The sequence below is a fragment of the Nodosilinea sp. LEGE 07088 genome (assembly GCF_015207395.1).
In the GTDB taxonomy this organism is placed as follows: domain Bacteria; phylum Cyanobacteriota; class Cyanobacteriia; order Phormidesmidales; family Phormidesmidaceae; genus Nodosilinea.
In genome coordinates this window covers 1-15,228 of record NZ_JADEWX010000147.1, presented here as the reverse complement: position 1 = coordinate 15,228, position 15,228 = coordinate 1, and the positions used below count along the sequence as shown (strand labels likewise).

The window sequence follows — 15,228 nt, the reverse complement described above, 5'->3', positions numbered from 1 at the left end:
ATTGCGGGCCAGATGTTTGATAATGAATATGACTTAGCCATGACCGTCATTGACGGCATGGAAGCCCGCAGTAAAGCCGGTGATTATCCGCTGGAACGTTTTATATTTAATTGCGCCTAGCTACTTAGAGGAATACTATAGGAAACTCATAGGAAAAGGCGACAGCTCTGTTTGGTAACGGTTTACCCTGAATCCTGAATGCCGGTTGAGTCAAGCTACAGCTACCACTTCAGCAGGTCAGCAATCTGCCGGGCTAAGGTCAGCGGGTTAAAGGGTTTAGTGATCACCCCCGCAATATCGAGGGTGGTAAACCGGGCGCGATCGCGGGCCAACACCTTAGACGTCAGCACAATCACCGGCATAGCCTCGGTAACGGGATGGTTGCGGAGTCGGTCGTATAGCTCAAAGCCATCCATATCGGGCATTGAAATATCGAGCAGAATAGCGTCGATCGCCCCCTTCTGGGCCAGCCGCAGGCCCTCGGCCCCAGAAGTTGCGCCCAGGGTCTGCCAGCCGCCCAGCTCTTCCAGCGCCGCCTGAACGATGTCGCGAATGTCGTCTTCGTCATCCACAATCAACAGGCATTTAGTCATGGGAGGTGTATTCCTTGATGGGCAGGGCGACATAGAAGGTGCTGCCCTGGCCTACCTCACTTTCGACCCAAATATGGCCCTGGTGCTGCTGCACAATGCGTTTGCAAATGGCCAACCCCAGACCAGTGCCGCCCCGCTGGCGGGAGTCGGAGGCATCTACCTGCTGAAACTGGTCGAAGATCAGCGCCAGCTTCTCAGCCGGAATGCCGCGCCCAAGGTCTTGAACAGTGAAAAGAATATGGGTAGAGGGGGCGCTGTGGCTGACTGGCTGAGCGAGGCTCCCTACCTCCCACTCTTTAGCCTTCAGCCACACGGTTGCCCCCGATGGCGAAAACTTGATCGCGTTGCTGAGCAGATTGGTAAACACCTGTAGCAGGGCATCGGGGGCAGCCCACAGGACGGTGCTAAAAGGGGTGAGCAATAGGGTGATGCCCGCCTGATCGGCCATGGGCTGCACGCTATCGATCGCCTGATACATCAGCCGCGCGACCTGGCAGACTTCTTTTTCGAGCTGTACCTGCCCCGACTCTAGGCGCTCAAAGCTGAGGATATCATCGACCAGGTGCACCAGGCGATCGCTGTTGTTGATGGCGATATTGAGCATGTGCTGGGCTTTTTCGGGACGGCCCCCATAGACCCCCGCTCCCAGCAGCACCAGCGCCCCCTGAATAGCGGTGATCGGGGTCCGCAGCTCGTGGCTCACCACCGAAATAAAATCGTCTTTCATGCGATCGATTCTCTGCTGCTCACGCTGGTCCTGAACATAGGCGACACAATATAAAAAATCTCCCTCCGGATCAAAAACCGGGGCGGCATGGATAAACACTGGAATCGTCTTACCCTGCTTGTCTAGGTATCGTTTGTTCATCTGCGACGAACTCACCTGACCCATGACAATCTGTCTAAATCCAGCCAGGGCAGCGTCTAGATCTTCGGCATGGGTAATCTCTGGAAAGGTCAGCTCCAGCAGTTCTGCCAGGGTGTAGCCAACCAGGTCGCAAAAGTAGGTATTGGCTTTAATAAACCGCCCCATGGCTGACACCAGCGTTACCCCCACGGGAATATCGTCAAAGGCCCGACGAAACAGCGTCTCACTCTGGCGCAGGGCAGCTTCGACCTGCTTGCGTTCGCTAATATTCTCCACGGTGCCGACAATGCGCACCACCTTACCGACTTCATTGCAGAGGGGAAACGCCTTCGATCGCAGCCAGCGCAGCTCGCCCGCAGGGGTGGTGTAGCGATACTCCTGGTCAAAGGGTTCGCCCTGTTGTTCGCGGTCTAGGGCGGCCTCTATGCGGGGGCGATCGTCGGGGTGAATGCGTGATATCCACTGCTCTATGCTGTCAGGGTTGCGATCGGGAGCACAGCCCCGAATAGTCCAATAGGCTGAGTTGACGTAGGAATAATGCGCCGTTGTGGTTTCGTAGACAAAAAACCCCTCCTCTACAGCCTCAGCCAGCTGCTGAAAGCGGGTTTCACTGGCTTGGAGGGCGCGTTGAGCCGCGTTGAGGGCTCCGAGGTCAACCTGAGCACCGCAGCCCAACCCCCGCCGGGCCAGCCCCATCGCCAGTAACGCCCCGCTCATCAGTGATCCGAGGATCACCATCCCTAGGGGCAGCACCTCGCTTAGCCACCAGTCAGGCCTAGTTTCTGAGCCCCAGGTGAGGGACAAGCCAGAGACTAAGCCGCAGAGCTGAGAGATAGGAATCACCACGACGCTACTCAAATCAGGGCAAGGTCAGCGATCGCTTGAGGTCAGACAAGCGTTGGGCCAGCTCACGTAGCGGTGGGGGCTGCTGGGAGCTACTTAGCAGGGCTTCTAGATCTTCGGCCACCGCCGCCGCCTGGGTATAGCCAAATAGCGCTAACCCGCCTGCCAGCTTATGCACTTCGGTCTGAGCTAGCTGCCGCTGCTGGAGGCTGAGGTGGTCGTTTTCCACGGCCTCAATGGCCGACTCTAAAATTTTGAGCCGCTGCTCTAGGGCGGTCTGGAACCGCTGAGTCGCCTGCTGCATGACTCCCTCCAGCCGGGCTGGGGCCGATGGTAACGGCTCGCTATCTCCCTGAGGGGCGGGCCGGAGGCGATAGCCCAACCCGTACACCGTTTCAATGGGGTTGGCGACCAACCCGGCCCCCTTGAGCCGCTGACGCAGATCTTTAATCAGGTTGGTGACCGAGCCGTCTACCGGGGTGTCATCCATGGGCCAGAGGTGGTCGATAATGGCGCTGCGGGTCAGCAGCCGCTGAGGATAGCGCATAAACAGCTCTAGCAATTCATATTCTTTGGGGCGACAGGCAACCGGGCGCTGCTGGCAGGTGACTTGGGTCAGGGCCGGGTCGAGGCACAGCTCTCCCCAGGTCAGCAGCGGTGAGGCGACACCCTGGTTGCGGCGCAGCAACGCCCGTACACGAGCTAACAGTTGAGAGGCGTCGCCGGTCTTGGCTAGATAGTCGTCAGCTCCGGCATCGAGCCCGGCCACAATGTCGTCGCTGGCCCCTTTCACCGTCAGCATTAAAATCGGGGTGTGGCTACCCTGGGCGCGCAGGCGACGGCACACCTCTGGCCCATCTAGGGATGGCAGCACCCAGTCTAGAATCACCAGATCGTAGGGCCAGCACAGGGCCATATCTAAGCCTGCGGCCCCATCGGCGATCGCATCCACCGTATAGCGATGGGCCGACAGCGTACCGATTAACCAATCACTAATCAATGAATCGTCTTCGACTAAAAGAATCTTCATCGTCCAAACGTGCTCAAGGAGAATTGATATCGCCGCAGCTACATCGCCCTATACAATACTGGCCTCCAGTCGATCACTTCAATCCCCCTCAACAGCCAATAACCGGGCAAACCCTTAACCGCCTACCCAGGCAGAAACTGGCAAAACCGATAGGCTCTAAGGGCAGTCTCTAAGGGCACTGTGCAAAAGGGTTGTGCCCAGAGCTCGGCGGTATTGGGGTTAGAGGTCGGCCTAGAGCACCGGTACAGTATGGCTAAAAACCCGGTTTATTTGTCGCTGCCCTAACGGCATGACTGGCATTCTGGCCGAGAAACCGGGTTTCTGTACCGGCGTTCTAGGTAACCGCTGCTAGCGGCAGTCGATATTGGGCGATCGCCTCATAGCAAGTGGCGACGGGCGCACGATCGCCCATGGCCACCACTAAGGCATCGAAGGCATGGCGGTGCTTTTCGAGCAGGGTCTTGGCCTGGAGAGCAGCCCAGCGCTGTTTGAGTTTGGCTTCGGCGGGCGATCGCCCCAGGGCGCTCCAAAACAAACCCAGCGCTTGCATGTCGTTGTCGCCGCCCTCAGCATCGCCGTAGACCATTTGCTCGGCGGCAATGCCCGCCATCCACACCTGGCAGTAGCGGTCAATGCTCTGGGGGGTAAGGCGCGCCAGGGCGGCTGGGTCGCCGGGGCCAAACACCACGCCCCCCTGGCCAGGAATGCCCTGTTTCCAGGCTTCCCAGGTGTTGAGGGTGTAGGCCTCGACCGGAATGTCGAGCAACACCGCCGCCAAAAAATGCCCCGCCTCGTGGTGCAGCACCCGCTGGCGATGTGCGGGTGAGGCCCAGGCCACTGTATCCATCAAAATATCGCCAATGCGACCGCTCAGCCCCAGCTGATCGACGCTAAACACCGCCAGCCCCACGGCCACAAACACCGCCACTACCGCTGGTGACAGGTTGATCAGCGGCCCCAGCAGGCTGGCCATGGTGACCCCAAAAACGACGATGGCAATGGTGTTGAGGGTGGTGTCGCGCATGGAGTCTCCAGCAGATAGCGATCGCCCGAGCCTAGAGGGCTCTGATACAGGCGGCGTTGCTCTATGGTAGCGGGGATAGGGGTAGCGGGGATAGGGCGCTGGAGCCAGGGGCTCAAAAGATCCCCGCCTCTAGCTGCCTGGCGGTTTGGAGCTGGTCTTGCAGGCGATCGCGACCGGCCTCGGAGTGCTCAATCGCCACGCTCTGCAGCAGGGCCGGAAAGAACAGCGTCGTCCAGTCGGCGAGCAGGGGGCAGCGGGTACTGCCCCGGCGCAGTATGACCCGCTGAGCATCGGCATCCCAAACAAAGGCGGCGGCGGCCCCCAGGGCGATCGCCGCTATGTAGGGTTCACTCGGGCAGCTGGCGGCATCAGCGCCATTCAGCGGCGGCGATCGGTACTGAGGGCGGGCTATGGGCTGAAAGCTCACCCGGTGGTCGTGGGCCTGCACTCCCAGCCGCGTCGCTTCGATTTGAATGCCTTCGCCGCCCACCACAAACAGCAGGTCGCGGCGAAACTCGGGGCTGGGGAAGCCCACCCCCTGGAGCGCCACCGGTAGGGCAGAACGCTCTACCCCGGCGGCCAGCAGAGCCCCCGTCAGCAAAATCCGCTGAAACCCAGCCACATCCCATTCGGTAATCAAGCCGCTACCCAGGGCCTCGTGATACAGCCGGGCCAGGGCGCGAATGCGGGGAGCGTCGGCCCCATCGACGGCCACGAGTTCCTGCACGTTGAGGGTCTCCTGGCCGTAGAGACGTAGCGATGCCTCAGTCCCGCCGTAGACTGAGATATCTGGAGCTTCTCTGAGATAGATCGCCAGACTGCGGCGAAAGGTACGATAGCGTCGGTCGCCAGGGTCGGTGGGGGTAAAGGCCTGGTCGAGTAAGCGGCCCAGGTGGGCCTGAAAGCCTACGGCCTGCTTCAGAGCGGCGCTCACGCCAATATCCTGGTGGGTGGTGACCAGGGTGGTGTAGAAAGCTTCGTGCAGGCCTGCTCCCTGCTGAGCCAGCTGCCTGTAGGCCCTGATATCGGCCGCGATCGCCCCCAGCTGGGCCGATAAAACCGGCTCCTTTTGGGCCAAAATTTGCCAAAAGCGCGGACTAAAGGCGTGGTCTTTCAGAACGGCGTAGAGAATGTCACCGCCCTTGGGCTGTTGAGCCGCCCCAGACACCATCGCCAGCAGCAGCAGCCGGCTGTTCTGGTAGGCCTGCTCCAGGCTGTAGCCCGCCTTCTCCTGGCGCGAGACCATCACCGACAGGGTATTGCTGCCGTTGAGGTGAGCCGCCCCCCCAGGGAACAGACGCTTTCCCATGCCCACAGTCGCCCAGTCGCGATCGGTAAACTGCTGCAGCGCAAACCCCAGAGCCGCCGTCTGGGCGGTGGCCAGCGATCGCATCTGGGCGGTGATGGTCGATCGCAGGGCGTGTTTATCGAGCTCGTTTTGCTCGATGGAGGCCGCCAGCGATCGCAGCGGCTCAGGGTAGATGCCCTCCCCGTGAATCCTCATCATGCCCAGGGCCAGGGCGATCGCCCCCTCCTCAGCCCCCACGGTGACATTGGGAAGTTTGGCCATCACCTCCGGCGTGCTCGACAGCTGTCGGCTGCCCAGGGTCGTCGATGTATCGAGGTGCTTGAGCACGGCCAACCGAGCCAGGTGCCCCGTCTTACCGGGCTTAGCCAGCAGCGGGCGCGCCAGCAGCTGCTGCATCGACAGCAGTTGTTCGTCGGCCCAAAAGGAACCCACCCGCCCCGACCCCGAGGTAATTGGCTGGGCGTTGGGCTGGCGCAGCAGCGGATCGTGCAGGGTGCGCAGGGAGTGATCGAGCATCCACAGGGCTTCGCCGGGGTCTAGCCCCGCCGCCCGGCTCGACTCGGCATACACCGGCAGAAAATAGTCTAAAAAGAAGCGATCGGTGTCGAAGCGGTTGCCCTGCCGGTAGGCCCCCAGCCTTCCCTGGGCCAGGTCGGCCGCAATGGCGGTGATGTAGGGGTTGGTTTGCAAAAGCCAAAAAAACTTGCGATCGAGGGCGGGGCTCAAGCCGCTGCCCAGACTGCGGCTGGCCTGCCGGTAGGCCGCCTCCGACAGCGGTGGCACAACGGTGCCATCGCTGAGGGTAAACCAGGCCCCATCGCCGCCAAACTGGTAGGTCGCCCCCTCAATCGGGCCAATCCAGTCGCGGGCGGGTAGGCCTAGGGTTTGCAAGCCCTGGGACAGACCCAGCACCCCCAGATCCAGGGTAAAACGGCCCGGTGGAGCCAGGGTTGAATCGGGCAAAAATCCCACCATTGGCTCCTGCACTGACCCAGTAATCTGCACTATGCCCTGCCAGGGAGCATCAGCCAGCGGCAGGCGATCGCCCACAATGGTCCGCAGGTCGGTCTCGGCCACTGTCGAGGTCTCGGCCCGCAGATCGTAGCCCGTCTGCCGGTCGAGCTTGCCGACCACCGTCAGCGTCATCGGCCCCAGCTGCAGCTGGGTGTCGGTCAGGGTGAGGCCCTGGTTGGCAACGGTCAGGGTGCTTTGCAGGCTATCGATCGGCGCTGACGATTGCCCCAGCTGCAGGTGTCCCGCCTGCACTGTCGCAGTGCCAGACAGCTGTGGGGCATCGGTATTGAGACCGTTCAAAGACAGATTGCCGTCGAGGGTGCCCGAGCGAATAGGGGCAGTGGGCGGCAGCACCAGATTTAAGCTGTCCAGGGGAAAGTTCTCGGTTTCAGCCGTCATCCACAGCGATCGCAGCCCGCCCGCCACTGTGCCCCTGGCTCGAAAGCTGCCCTGCCCCAGCTGCCCTGCCATAGCAAAGGTGATGGGTGCCGGGGCCAGTGGCCGGTAAACGGTAGCCTGTAACGCCTCAACAGTTAGCGAGGGAAGCGCGGCGGCCTGATTGGGGCTGCTCCGCAGCGTCAACGTACCATCTTCAATGTGCAGGGTCTCTAATGCGGCGATCGGGGCGGCGATCGGGGCGGCGATCGGGCCAGACAAAGTGCCCACCTTTAGCCCATCTGGCATAGACCCCAGGTCACTCTCCAGCCCAGGCAGCACCATCCAAACATCGGGCTGCACCAGAGTCACCGCAGCCCGCAGGTCTTGTTGGCGCAGCAGGGCACCCCAGTCAAGGTTGATGACGACAGCCTCCACTTGCCCTGCTAGATCGTTAGGCACGCCCGCAGAGATGATCGTAGTCCCCAGCCAAACCCCCCGAGGTGAGATGCCGCGCCAGTTTCCCAATTGAACCGATCGCCCCAGGCTTTCTGAGATTGTTTGCTCTACTTTTTCATGGATATTTTGTAGAACTAGTACGCCACCTAGTACGGCCCCCAATAGAGCACCGGGAACGGCGACCTTAGTTGCTATTTTGAGCCACAAGCCTGGGCAGTAGCCAGGCAGATTAGGGGAGGCTAGAGACATTGCGTTGGCGCGACAGAACAGCCGACAAGGGTATCAACAACATCTCGATAAAACCGTAAAGTTATTTGAACTCTGGGCTACCAGTTCTAACACCCTGAACGGGTGATTTTGACCTTAGAGGTGCTGTTGCTATTGCTACAGGCTCATCGCCAGGTGAAACTCTCCGTCTTAGCCAGGGTCTTTCTTCAGGTGTTAGGGCAGCCTAAATTATCTGTATTGCCCGACTGTCGAGGGAGCCAACCTCTGTCGTCGTCGGGCCTGGCCAAGTGGCTCAAACACTCGCCCGAGGTAGTTGATCTCAAGGACGCGCCGCTGCAAATTCAGCAGGTGAGCCTGGCCCAGGCCACCACCACCTATGCCAAGCTGGCAGCGGTAGAGCCAGGTCGCAGCCTGAGCTTGACCTTTGTGAGCCCGACCAGTTTTCGCCGCCAGGGCCATCACCTGCCGCTGCCCTGGTCGAGGAATGTATTCCATGGGCTAGGGGCAAAAGCCAACGATAACCCCGAGTATGTGCAGCTGTTTTATACCCTGGGGCACTATGCGCCCTACTGCGGCACGGGGCACAAGACGACCTTTGGCTTGGGGCAAACGCGGTTGGGCTGGCACCTGAGCCAGGCAACACCCCAGGAAATGCCTGCTGCTCAGCGGCTACTGGCCGATCGCATTGACGAACTCACCACCTATTTCGTCAACCAAAAGAAGCGTACCGGGGGCCACCGTGCCCAAGACTCGGCGGAAACCTGGGCGACGGTTTTGGCCCGACGGGAACTGGGCGACTCGCTGCAAGCGATCGCAGACGATCTGGAGATTCCCTACGAGACAGCGAAGACCTATAGCAAGCTGGCGCGGCGATCGCTGCGGGAGAAGGGATGAAGGATGAAGGATGAAGGATGAAGGGGGAAAAATTCTGGGTTGGGACTCGTGGCTCTTGTAGCCTAGGACGTTATCTCTGCCAGAACGCATTCAGATAACCGGGCAAACCCATAGGGGCCAGATTCTTGAATTACACTGAGAACAAGCTTCCATCCCTGGACCTTACCGATGCCTTCCCCGTTTCCTGGCATGGATCCTTACCTAGAGCATCCTAGGGCGTGGCCTAATATCCACCACCGCTTGATCACGGCGATCGCCGATGACCTGGCTCCCAAGCTGCTGCCTAAGTATCAGGTTTTGGTCGAGGAGCGGGTGTACCAGGTCGATAGCCAGGATTCTATTTTGGTGGGGGCTCCCGATGTTTCGGTGGGGCAACGTCAGCAACAGCGCGCCCAAATGACAGGGACTGTCGCTACCGCGCTGCGCCCTGCCGATGCCGTCACCGTGACGCTGAGCATTCCTGAAACGATTCGCCAGGGCTATTTAGAAATTCGAGAGATTGCGACGAGCCAGGTGATTACGGCGGTTGAGGTGTTGTCGCCGACCAACAAGCGACCAGGCCGGGGGCGGTTAGAGTATGAAACAAAACGAGCCACACTGCTTAGCAGCCCGTGCAACTTTGTTGAAATTGACCTGCTGCGACAGTGGTTGCCGTTGGTGAGCCCCGAGGAGGCTGGCCCTTCGACCTATGGCATTTTGGTGAGCCCCCAGGAGCTGCGGCCCCAGGCAAACTGGTATGGCTTTAATTTGGCAGATGCTATCCCTTGCTTTGGGTTGCCCCTGCAACCGGAGGATGAGGTGCCTGTTGTAGATTTGAAGGCCCTGCTGGATGGCATCTACGATCGCTCGGGCTATGGTCTGGTCATTGACTACTCTCAGGTTCCAGTGCCGCCGTTAGGCCCAGAGGATGCTGAGTGGGCGAGAAAGTGGCTTGAAAGGACGGGGTGTCTGAGGTAGTGATTGTTTTAGATCAACGGGGAGATGGCCCCCGCCGAGGATTTCCTACCCTACCCAGCAATGTGGCCAACTTAAATGCACCCATCCTGACGTTTCGCCCTAACCTCGAGTCTCGCAAGCGCCAAGAAATACTGACCGGTGCAGACTGGGACGATTCAGTATCAGTCTGTTGACTGACCCAACGACAACCTTGGCAACGGGCAATCCCAATTTGCCGCTGTTCGTGATCGAAAATCTAGAGCTGAAGCTGGTCGATATTCGCGATCGCGATCGCTGGTTATAGGGCTTTCTAAAATCGGGCCAGTGAAACTTCGTAGGATTGGCCGCAGCCGCCCCCGTCACCATGCGGATTGTCTCGCGTTCCTTTAGCCACCTGGCCGCAGAGCTAGGGGCAATGGGCCTCAAGCCCACCTGGGCGATGCGGTCAGAGTGTTTCTCTCAGCGCTACACCACCCACTGGAGCGAGATTCCAACTGTGAAGGCAATACGCTTTATGCAAAGCAGCAAGTCAAATTAAAACATAGAATAATGAGCTAGAAGGCTATGCTTCCAGCCCATTTAGAAAAAATAGACTAAACAATTGTTTTAGAAGCTAGCTGCTAAAAAGGCCATTCCAGATCCTATCGCGATGAACCCAGCAAAACGTAGAAAATTAGGGCGAACAACACTAGACCTCTGAACTATTGCTGCTACCTTATAGGCACTTAGAGCAATGACAGCCTGGATTAAAGTAAACCCAATCAGATAAGCGGTTAGAGGAACAGCTGTGGCTCCAATGATAGCCTCTCCATAGGCATAGCCATGAAATAGTCCGGCAACACTAGCCAGGACTGCGAGAAGAGCTGTATTAGGCTTTTCCAATTTTGCCAATAGGATACCAGAGACGAGCACCGAGGCGGAAATAATAACTTCAACCATAGGCATATCCACCAGCATTAGATGCAGTCCTGTTCCCATAAGAGCCGTTGAGACAAACGCAATAGGAATCCAAAATCCTCTGGCAACTGTTGACGCCAACAAACCTATAGAAATAACAAAAATTAAATGATCAAAGCCAATTACAGGGTGTCCAAGTCCTGATAAAAAACCTTCTAAAAAGGTGGTAGAAATCTCGCCTCCAGAGGGATGATGAGCATCAGCAGGGAAGGCTAGACTCAGCAGAATAGAGAAGATCGCTAAAGATTTTACAGCATTACTAAGACTAAATCTTGCCCAGCTTTCCATGCCAGATATCCTTGATGTCATTTCTGAATTCCTCACAATTGGATTGGTTGAAAGCAAACTACTGAAATAGCAAACAACTTATCTAAAAAGTTGAGAGCATTTGAGAAATAGAAAAAAGCGTAAGCGTCCCTAGGACTATGCCGGCTGAGCGAAGTCGTTCGCCCTGCGTCTCCCAAAGGAAGAAAGCCAAAACCCATGCAGGATGTCCCCTTCAACTCCGCTCAGGGGACGGTTACAAAAAAGCTAGGCCAAAGGCATTGGGTAGCAAGAACTAGTTAGCTTTGGGGTAAAGCTGTATCAGCTTCAGCTAACATCAGACGAGTTCGTTCTTCTAGCTCTTCTTCGCTAACAAGACTAGACTCAAGAACTAAACTTTCTAGGGAAGAGAGCCAGCGCAGATAATAATCCCAATCTGGGTCATCCTTACAGTGAGTCGCTTCCCACTCAGCAATTGATGCTATGAGCCCTTGCCGAAAGTCTTCCCACTCGTAATGTCCTTTCTTAGACAAAGCAATCGCCATTCCAAAGGCACGACCTTCCCAATGTCTTTGGAATAAAATTTCTCCATTGTCTCGGGGTGGGGAGTCTGGGCTGCCAAGCATACTGGTTGCGGCGAACTGCTCAAATTTAATTTGCATAGCTTTTCAGTCCTTTCATTCACTTAGCCTTGTTATTAAGCAGGTACAGCAACCTTGGCCGCACCCTGCATCGATTCAGGCGTAACAATAGCGGCTAGCTGCTCCTCAGTCCAACCCTCAGTGCCATCTGGACGCTCTGGGAGGACAAACCAACGAATTTGAGCACTAGTATCCCAAACCTTAACTTCTTTAGACTCATCGATATCTAGCCCAAATTCTTTAAGAACCTTCCGGGGTTCTCGGATAGCTCTAGCTCGGAATGTAGGATCTTTAAACCAATAAGGTGGCAAACCTAAAACAGGCCAAGGATAGCAAGAGCACATCGTACAGACGATTAAGTTGTGAACTTCAGGTGTGTTAGCTACAGCCGCCATATTTTCTCCTTCCGCACCCGCCATGCCCCGGGGGAAGCTTAATTCAGCAATTGCTGAAGGAGTATCTGCTAGCAAACGTTCCTTAAACTCTGGATCAACCCAAGCTTTAGCAACAATCCTGGCCCCATTAAATGGCCCCATATCCTTTTCAAAGAAATCAATCACTTTATCGACGGTCTCACCAGTGATAATTCCTTTTTCAATCAAAAGAGACTCTAGCGCTCTAACACGAGCAGCACTATATGTTTCGCGATCAACGTTCTCAGTCATACCTAGTCACCCAAAAAACTTAACAAAATGCTCATAAACTATTCTGGATCTTCCAGATAACCCTCAAAAATCTGAACATAGATTTTTGTATTTGGCTCAGTAATATTCTCCCAAATGTCGTGGGAATCAAATACGACATTGTAGATAGGCATAGGATCACCTACTCCATCACCCGTTGGAAAATAGTAGTTATAGGTTCCTTCATAGACCTGATCAACAACACCTTTCTTTGTTCGTAAATATCCTGGCAGCTTGCAGTGGTCAACAGGAGGAGGATTTCTGACAGTTACGGTATCGCCAACCTTAAACTTAGGCTGAGCCTCCACATCACAAGCTGGTGTGTCTCCAACTCTCAGATATTCAATTATTTGTGCATCAATGGCTGGCTCACCACCACTTGGTAATGGCGCTTCTAAGTTTACTAAATAAGCCTCTGTCTTTGTGCTCAACTCCTCTTCTGTCACATAACCGGATTCCACAAAGAACCCAGAAATGCCACCCAGCCACTTTTCGTAATATCGATACTTAAAGTAGTCAAATGGATTCATCCCCTCTGCGCCCTGGCGGAGGTGTCCCCAAGTCCAAAAACTATTGAACTTAGTCGGGACAGACTTTACAGCCTCCAAATGGCTACTCAAACCCATCATGGCAACGTGAATGCCAAAGATGCGCTCTTCCCAAGGTTGAACAAAGACCTTCTTCTCAAAACTGGAAGGCTCAAGCCCTTCAATTCCACCGATGTAATGTTGTAGCTTCATTTCAGTCATCCTACGAAAGCATTTAGAGTAAAGTCAAACTTTTAGACCAAAGACTTAGACACGAGTTTGATCTCTTGCAGGTGCAACCTCACTTGTTGTCATAGCATCACCCCAAAACTCAGAAAGATAGCCAAATAGCCCGCCTAAGATCATTGCCGCTGCGGCTACTAAACCTGGATTTGTTATGCCAACTGTAGTAATAGGAACCCCTGTCGCAACTGTAGTTCCAACCGTGGAGGCGAATCCCCAAACAATTGCAGGGATTGCAACAAGCAATGGAACCTTAGATGCTTGAACCATGGCAGCACTGCCTAATCCAACACAGATGGCAGCAATTAATGGACTTCCACCCAATGCCGTGATTGTAAGCAAAGTAAGCGAGGCAATTACAATACCTGTCAAATTAGATGCAATGCTCTGTTTTAAGCCTGCTGACTTTCCTCCTAAAATAAAGAAAGATGCCCAGGCAATAAACGTAACCCAAACTGGTACTAGGATTATTGTTGCTGTCAGAAAGGTATCTACAGCACCCAGCACTCCAATACTGACACTGTACGCATCTAGCTTCTTCATAGAACGACCTTTGTATTTTGTTGACTATTCAAATAATACTCGTCAGGCAAGACAAGACTGAAACCCTTCTTTAAGTTCTATCTCAGACAAATTTCGACCAATAAATACAAGTTCATTTCTCCGCAATTCATCGTTCTTCCATGCCCGTCCCGGCCGGCCATCTAAAAGCATGTGAACTCCCTGAAAGACGAAACGCCTATCTTCCAAATCGATGTCCAGAATACCTTTCATACGGAAAATATCTGTCCCTCTATCCTGTAGAAGTTGATAAATCCAGCGATTGAATTTTTCACCGTCTACGCTTCCTGTTTCAACAATAGAAACAGAGAAAACAGACTCATCATGCTCATGAGTGTCTTCATTTAAGAAATCTGGATCTATATGCAGAGCCTGTTTCAGATCAAAGGCTTTTATGCCCAGAACAGAGTCCATTTCGATATCACTATTCTGAGTTCTGTAGACCTTGGCAAAGGCTGTCATTCCGCGGACTCTTTGCTCCAGCTCATCTACAACATCTGGAGATACTAAGTCAGTCTTGTTAAGCAGAATCACATCTGCAAATGCGATTTGTTCCTGAGCTTCATCGCTTTCCCAGTGCTCCCAAATATGCTTTGAATCAACGACTGTAATAACCGCGTCTAGCTGGGTCTTAGTTCTCATCGTTTCATCTGCGAAGAAGGATTGAATAACGGGCGCTGGGTCAGCCAACCCTGTCGTCTCAATTACCAAGTGGTCAAATTTATCTTGCTTTTCTAGGAGATTATCGAAGATTCGAACTAAGTCCCCTCTGACACTACAGCATATGCATCCATTATTCATTTCCAAAATTTCTTCGTCAGCATCAATGACGAGCTGACTATCAATTCCTACTTCGCCAAATTCATTGACGATGATCGCAATTCTTTTGCCATGCTTCTCAGTGAGCATACGATTAAGCAAGGTTGTCTTTCCCGATCCAAGATATCCAGTAATGACACTTACAGGGATTGGTGAAGCATTAAAACTCATGAGTTTCAGGAGGCAGCTAATTTAAACGTCACAAGATCCAAGCTAAGACACACTATGCTTCTAAAATTTTGGCCTATAAAACAGTACCCAGAGGCATTCATAGAAGCTTAAGTTAAGTGGGTCTTAAGTCAGTTGCTATGATAATCAATCCTAGGGGAGGAGTAAGGAATTGTTGTATCAACCAAAACATTTTTGTATTCCTCCCAGGACAGTCTCATAGAAGTGTTTTATGGATTTAGCAAGAATCTAGCTTCCAAACAAGACTATCCTGCGAGACTGTCTCATAAGACAGTTGCAAGAGCAGGAACTCTTAGCTCGACTTTACCTATTGATCCAACCAGGAAAGCAGCCAGCAGAATTTAGATGAGGGTCTGAGGATCTGGCTGCGATGGAATTTATGGAGATGATGATAGCGTTTGCGCCCCTGTGCTCCCAGCGAGTGTGGTTGTTGACCCTGTTGGTGAGTACCTTTGCGGCGGATGGAGTGGTGGTGATGAGTCTCGATGACACTATCGAACGGCGGTGGCTCATCGAGGGTTGCGGCCCGCTCCTGCTGCCCGTTGACGCGGCTGCGGACTCGGACGGGGCACTGCCGCGGCGGTCAAGGCTTAAAGCAAGCGGTCATTCTTCAGAGCGCGTTGGAGATTGAGCATCGCTCGACGCTTAACGGGTGACAACGTACCTAAAGAGCTTGCTGCATCAGGGATAGAGCATAGAGACCACGCTGAAAATAGCGATGTTTATGGGGTTTGAGCGCTATCAGTTGGAGTGCCCAGTCGGTCCATAACT

The 15,228-nt window shown here is 54.7% G+C and carries 15 protein-coding genes; 4 read left to right on the top strand and 11 right to left on the bottom strand.

From position 1 onward, the window contains the following. Positions 1-221: 221 nt before the first annotated feature. The 5 genes from IQ254_RS23780 to IQ254_RS23760 all read right to left on the bottom strand — a co-directional run bounded on the left by IQ254_RS23780 (position 222) and on the right by IQ254_RS23760 (position 7,764). Positions 222-593 carry a response regulator gene (locus IQ254_RS23780; protein WP_193968640.1) on the bottom strand — a complete coding sequence of 124 codons (372 nt, stop codon included), beginning with the start codon at positions 591-593 and terminating at the stop codon, positions 222-224. Then, positions 586-2,307 carry a PAS domain S-box protein gene (locus IQ254_RS23775; protein ID WP_193968639.1) on the bottom strand — a complete coding sequence of 574 codons (1,722 nt, stop codon included), beginning with the start codon at positions 2,305-2,307 and terminating at the stop codon, positions 586-588. Before IQ254_RS23775 ends, IQ254_RS23780 begins: the two co-directional genes overlap by 8 nt. Positions 2,308-2,320: 13 nt before the next feature. Continuing rightward, entirely contained in the window at positions 2,321-3,334 is a 1,014-nt protein-coding gene (locus IQ254_RS23770) for a response regulator (protein WP_193968638.1), read from the bottom strand. A 334-nt stretch (positions 3,335-3,668) separates the two neighbouring features. Next, the gene (locus IQ254_RS23765; protein ID WP_193968637.1) at positions 3,669-4,358 is read right to left on the bottom strand and encodes an ATP-dependent Zn protease; all 690 of its coding nucleotides are present in this window, start codon (positions 4,356-4,358) and stop codon (positions 3,669-3,671) included. Between the two features lie 112 nt (positions 4,359-4,470). Continuing rightward, positions 4,471-7,764 (bottom strand): DUF748 domain-containing protein, encoded by a 3,294-nt coding sequence (locus IQ254_RS23760; RefSeq protein ID WP_193968636.1) that lies wholly within the window; start codon positions 7,762-7,764, stop codon positions 4,471-4,473. A gap of 102 nt (positions 7,765-7,866) precedes the next feature. Here IQ254_RS23760 and IQ254_RS23755 point away from each other — a divergent pair, with 102 nt between their 5' ends. The 3 genes from IQ254_RS23755 to IQ254_RS23745 all read left to right on the top strand — a co-directional run bounded on the left by IQ254_RS23755 (position 7,867) and on the right by IQ254_RS23745 (position 10,111). Then, positions 7,867-8,637, top strand: a complete 771-nt coding sequence (locus IQ254_RS23755) for a hypothetical protein (protein WP_193968641.1) — start codon at positions 7,867-7,869, stop codon at positions 8,635-8,637. A gap of 168 nt (positions 8,638-8,805) precedes the next feature. Continuing rightward, positions 8,806-9,594 (top strand): DUF4058 family protein, encoded by a 789-nt coding sequence (locus tag IQ254_RS23750; RefSeq protein ID WP_193968635.1) that lies wholly within the window; start codon positions 8,806-8,808, stop codon positions 9,592-9,594. Positions 9,595-9,937: 343 nt separating this feature from the next. Then, a complete protein-coding gene (locus tag IQ254_RS23745) occupies positions 9,938-10,111 on the top strand; it encodes a DUF4113 domain-containing protein (RefSeq protein WP_193968634.1) in 174 nt (57 codons plus the stop codon). A 68-nt stretch (positions 10,112-10,179) separates the two neighbouring features. On the opposite strand, the gene IQ254_RS23740 is transcribed toward IQ254_RS23745, so the two are convergent. The 6 genes from IQ254_RS23740 to IQ254_RS23715 form a co-directional block, all read right to left on the bottom strand. Next, a complete protein-coding gene (locus IQ254_RS23740) occupies positions 10,180-10,818 on the bottom strand; it encodes a HupE/UreJ family protein (RefSeq protein ID WP_193968633.1) in 639 nt (212 codons plus the stop codon). Between the two features lie 275 nt (positions 10,819-11,093). Beyond that, positions 11,094-11,456 carry a nitrile hydratase accessory protein gene (locus tag IQ254_RS23735; RefSeq protein WP_193968632.1) on the bottom strand — a complete coding sequence of 121 codons (363 nt, stop codon included), beginning with the start codon at positions 11,454-11,456 and terminating at the stop codon, positions 11,094-11,096. Between the two features lie 35 nt (positions 11,457-11,491). Then, positions 11,492-12,100: a nitrile hydratase subunit alpha gene (nthA, locus tag IQ254_RS23730; protein ID WP_193968631.1), complete on the bottom strand. Its 609-nt coding sequence runs from the start codon at positions 12,098-12,100 to the stop codon at positions 11,492-11,494. 38 nt (positions 12,101-12,138) lie between these two features. Then, entirely contained in the window at positions 12,139-12,858 is a 720-nt protein-coding gene (gene nthB / locus IQ254_RS23725; protein ID WP_193968630.1) for a nitrile hydratase subunit beta, read from the bottom strand. Between the two features lie 54 nt (positions 12,859-12,912). Further along, a complete protein-coding gene (locus IQ254_RS23720; RefSeq protein WP_193968629.1) occupies positions 12,913-13,431 on the bottom strand; it encodes a DUF1097 domain-containing protein in 519 nt (172 codons plus the stop codon). Positions 13,432-13,473: 42 nt separating this feature from the next. Then, positions 13,474-14,439, bottom strand: coding sequence for a GTP-binding protein (locus IQ254_RS23715; protein ID WP_193968628.1), 966 nt, complete (start codon positions 14,437-14,439; stop codon positions 13,474-13,476). Between the two features lie 403 nt (positions 14,440-14,842). Here IQ254_RS23715 and IQ254_RS23710 point away from each other — a divergent pair, with 403 nt between their 5' ends. Then, positions 14,843-15,088 carry a hypothetical protein gene (locus IQ254_RS23710; protein WP_193968627.1) on the top strand — a complete coding sequence of 82 codons (246 nt, stop codon included), beginning with the start codon at positions 14,843-14,845 and terminating at the stop codon, positions 15,086-15,088. Positions 15,089-15,228: the final 140 nt, after the last annotated feature.

Bases quoted from the DNA above. Each gene is read 5' to 3' on its own strand.
- IQ254_RS23780 (WP_193968640.1), bottom strand. From the start codon at position 593: ATGACTAAATGCCTGTTGATTGTGGATGACGAAGACGACATTCGCGAC.
- IQ254_RS23770 (WP_193968638.1), bottom strand. From the start codon at position 3,334: ATGAAGATTCTTTTAGTCGAAGACGATTCATTGATTAGTGATTGGTTA.
- IQ254_RS23765 (WP_193968637.1), bottom strand. From the start codon at position 4,358: ATGCGCGACACCACCCTCAACACCATTGCCATCGTCGTTTTTGGGGTC.
- IQ254_RS23760 (WP_193968636.1), bottom strand. From the start codon at position 7,764: ATGTCTCTAGCCTCCCCTAATCTGCCTGGCTACTGCCCAGGCTTGTGG.
- IQ254_RS23750 (WP_193968635.1), top strand. From the start codon at position 8,806: ATGCCTTCCCCGTTTCCTGGCATGGATCCTTACCTAGAGCATCCTAGG.
- IQ254_RS23745 (WP_193968634.1), top strand. From the start codon at position 9,938: ATGCGGATTGTCTCGCGTTCCTTTAGCCACCTGGCCGCAGAGCTAGGG.
- IQ254_RS23740 (WP_193968633.1), bottom strand. From the start codon at position 10,818: ATGGAAAGCTGGGCAAGATTTAGTCTTAGTAATGCTGTAAAATCTTTA.
- IQ254_RS23735 (WP_193968632.1), bottom strand. From the start codon at position 11,456: ATGCAAATTAAATTTGAGCAGTTCGCCGCAACCAGTATGCTTGGCAGC.
- nthA (WP_193968631.1), bottom strand. From the start codon at position 12,100: ATGACTGAGAACGTTGATCGCGAAACATATAGTGCTGCTCGTGTTAGA.
- nthB (WP_193968630.1), bottom strand. From the start codon at position 12,858: ATGAAGCTACAACATTACATCGGTGGAATTGAAGGGCTTGAGCCTTCC.
- IQ254_RS23720 (WP_193968629.1), bottom strand. From the start codon at position 13,431: ATGAAGAAGCTAGATGCGTACAGTGTCAGTATTGGAGTGCTGGGTGCT.
- IQ254_RS23715 (WP_193968628.1), bottom strand. From the start codon at position 14,439: ATGAGTTTTAATGCTTCACCAATCCCTGTAAGTGTCATTACTGGATAT.
- IQ254_RS23710 (WP_193968627.1), top strand. From the start codon at position 14,843: ATGATGATAGCGTTTGCGCCCCTGTGCTCCCAGCGAGTGTGGTTGTTG.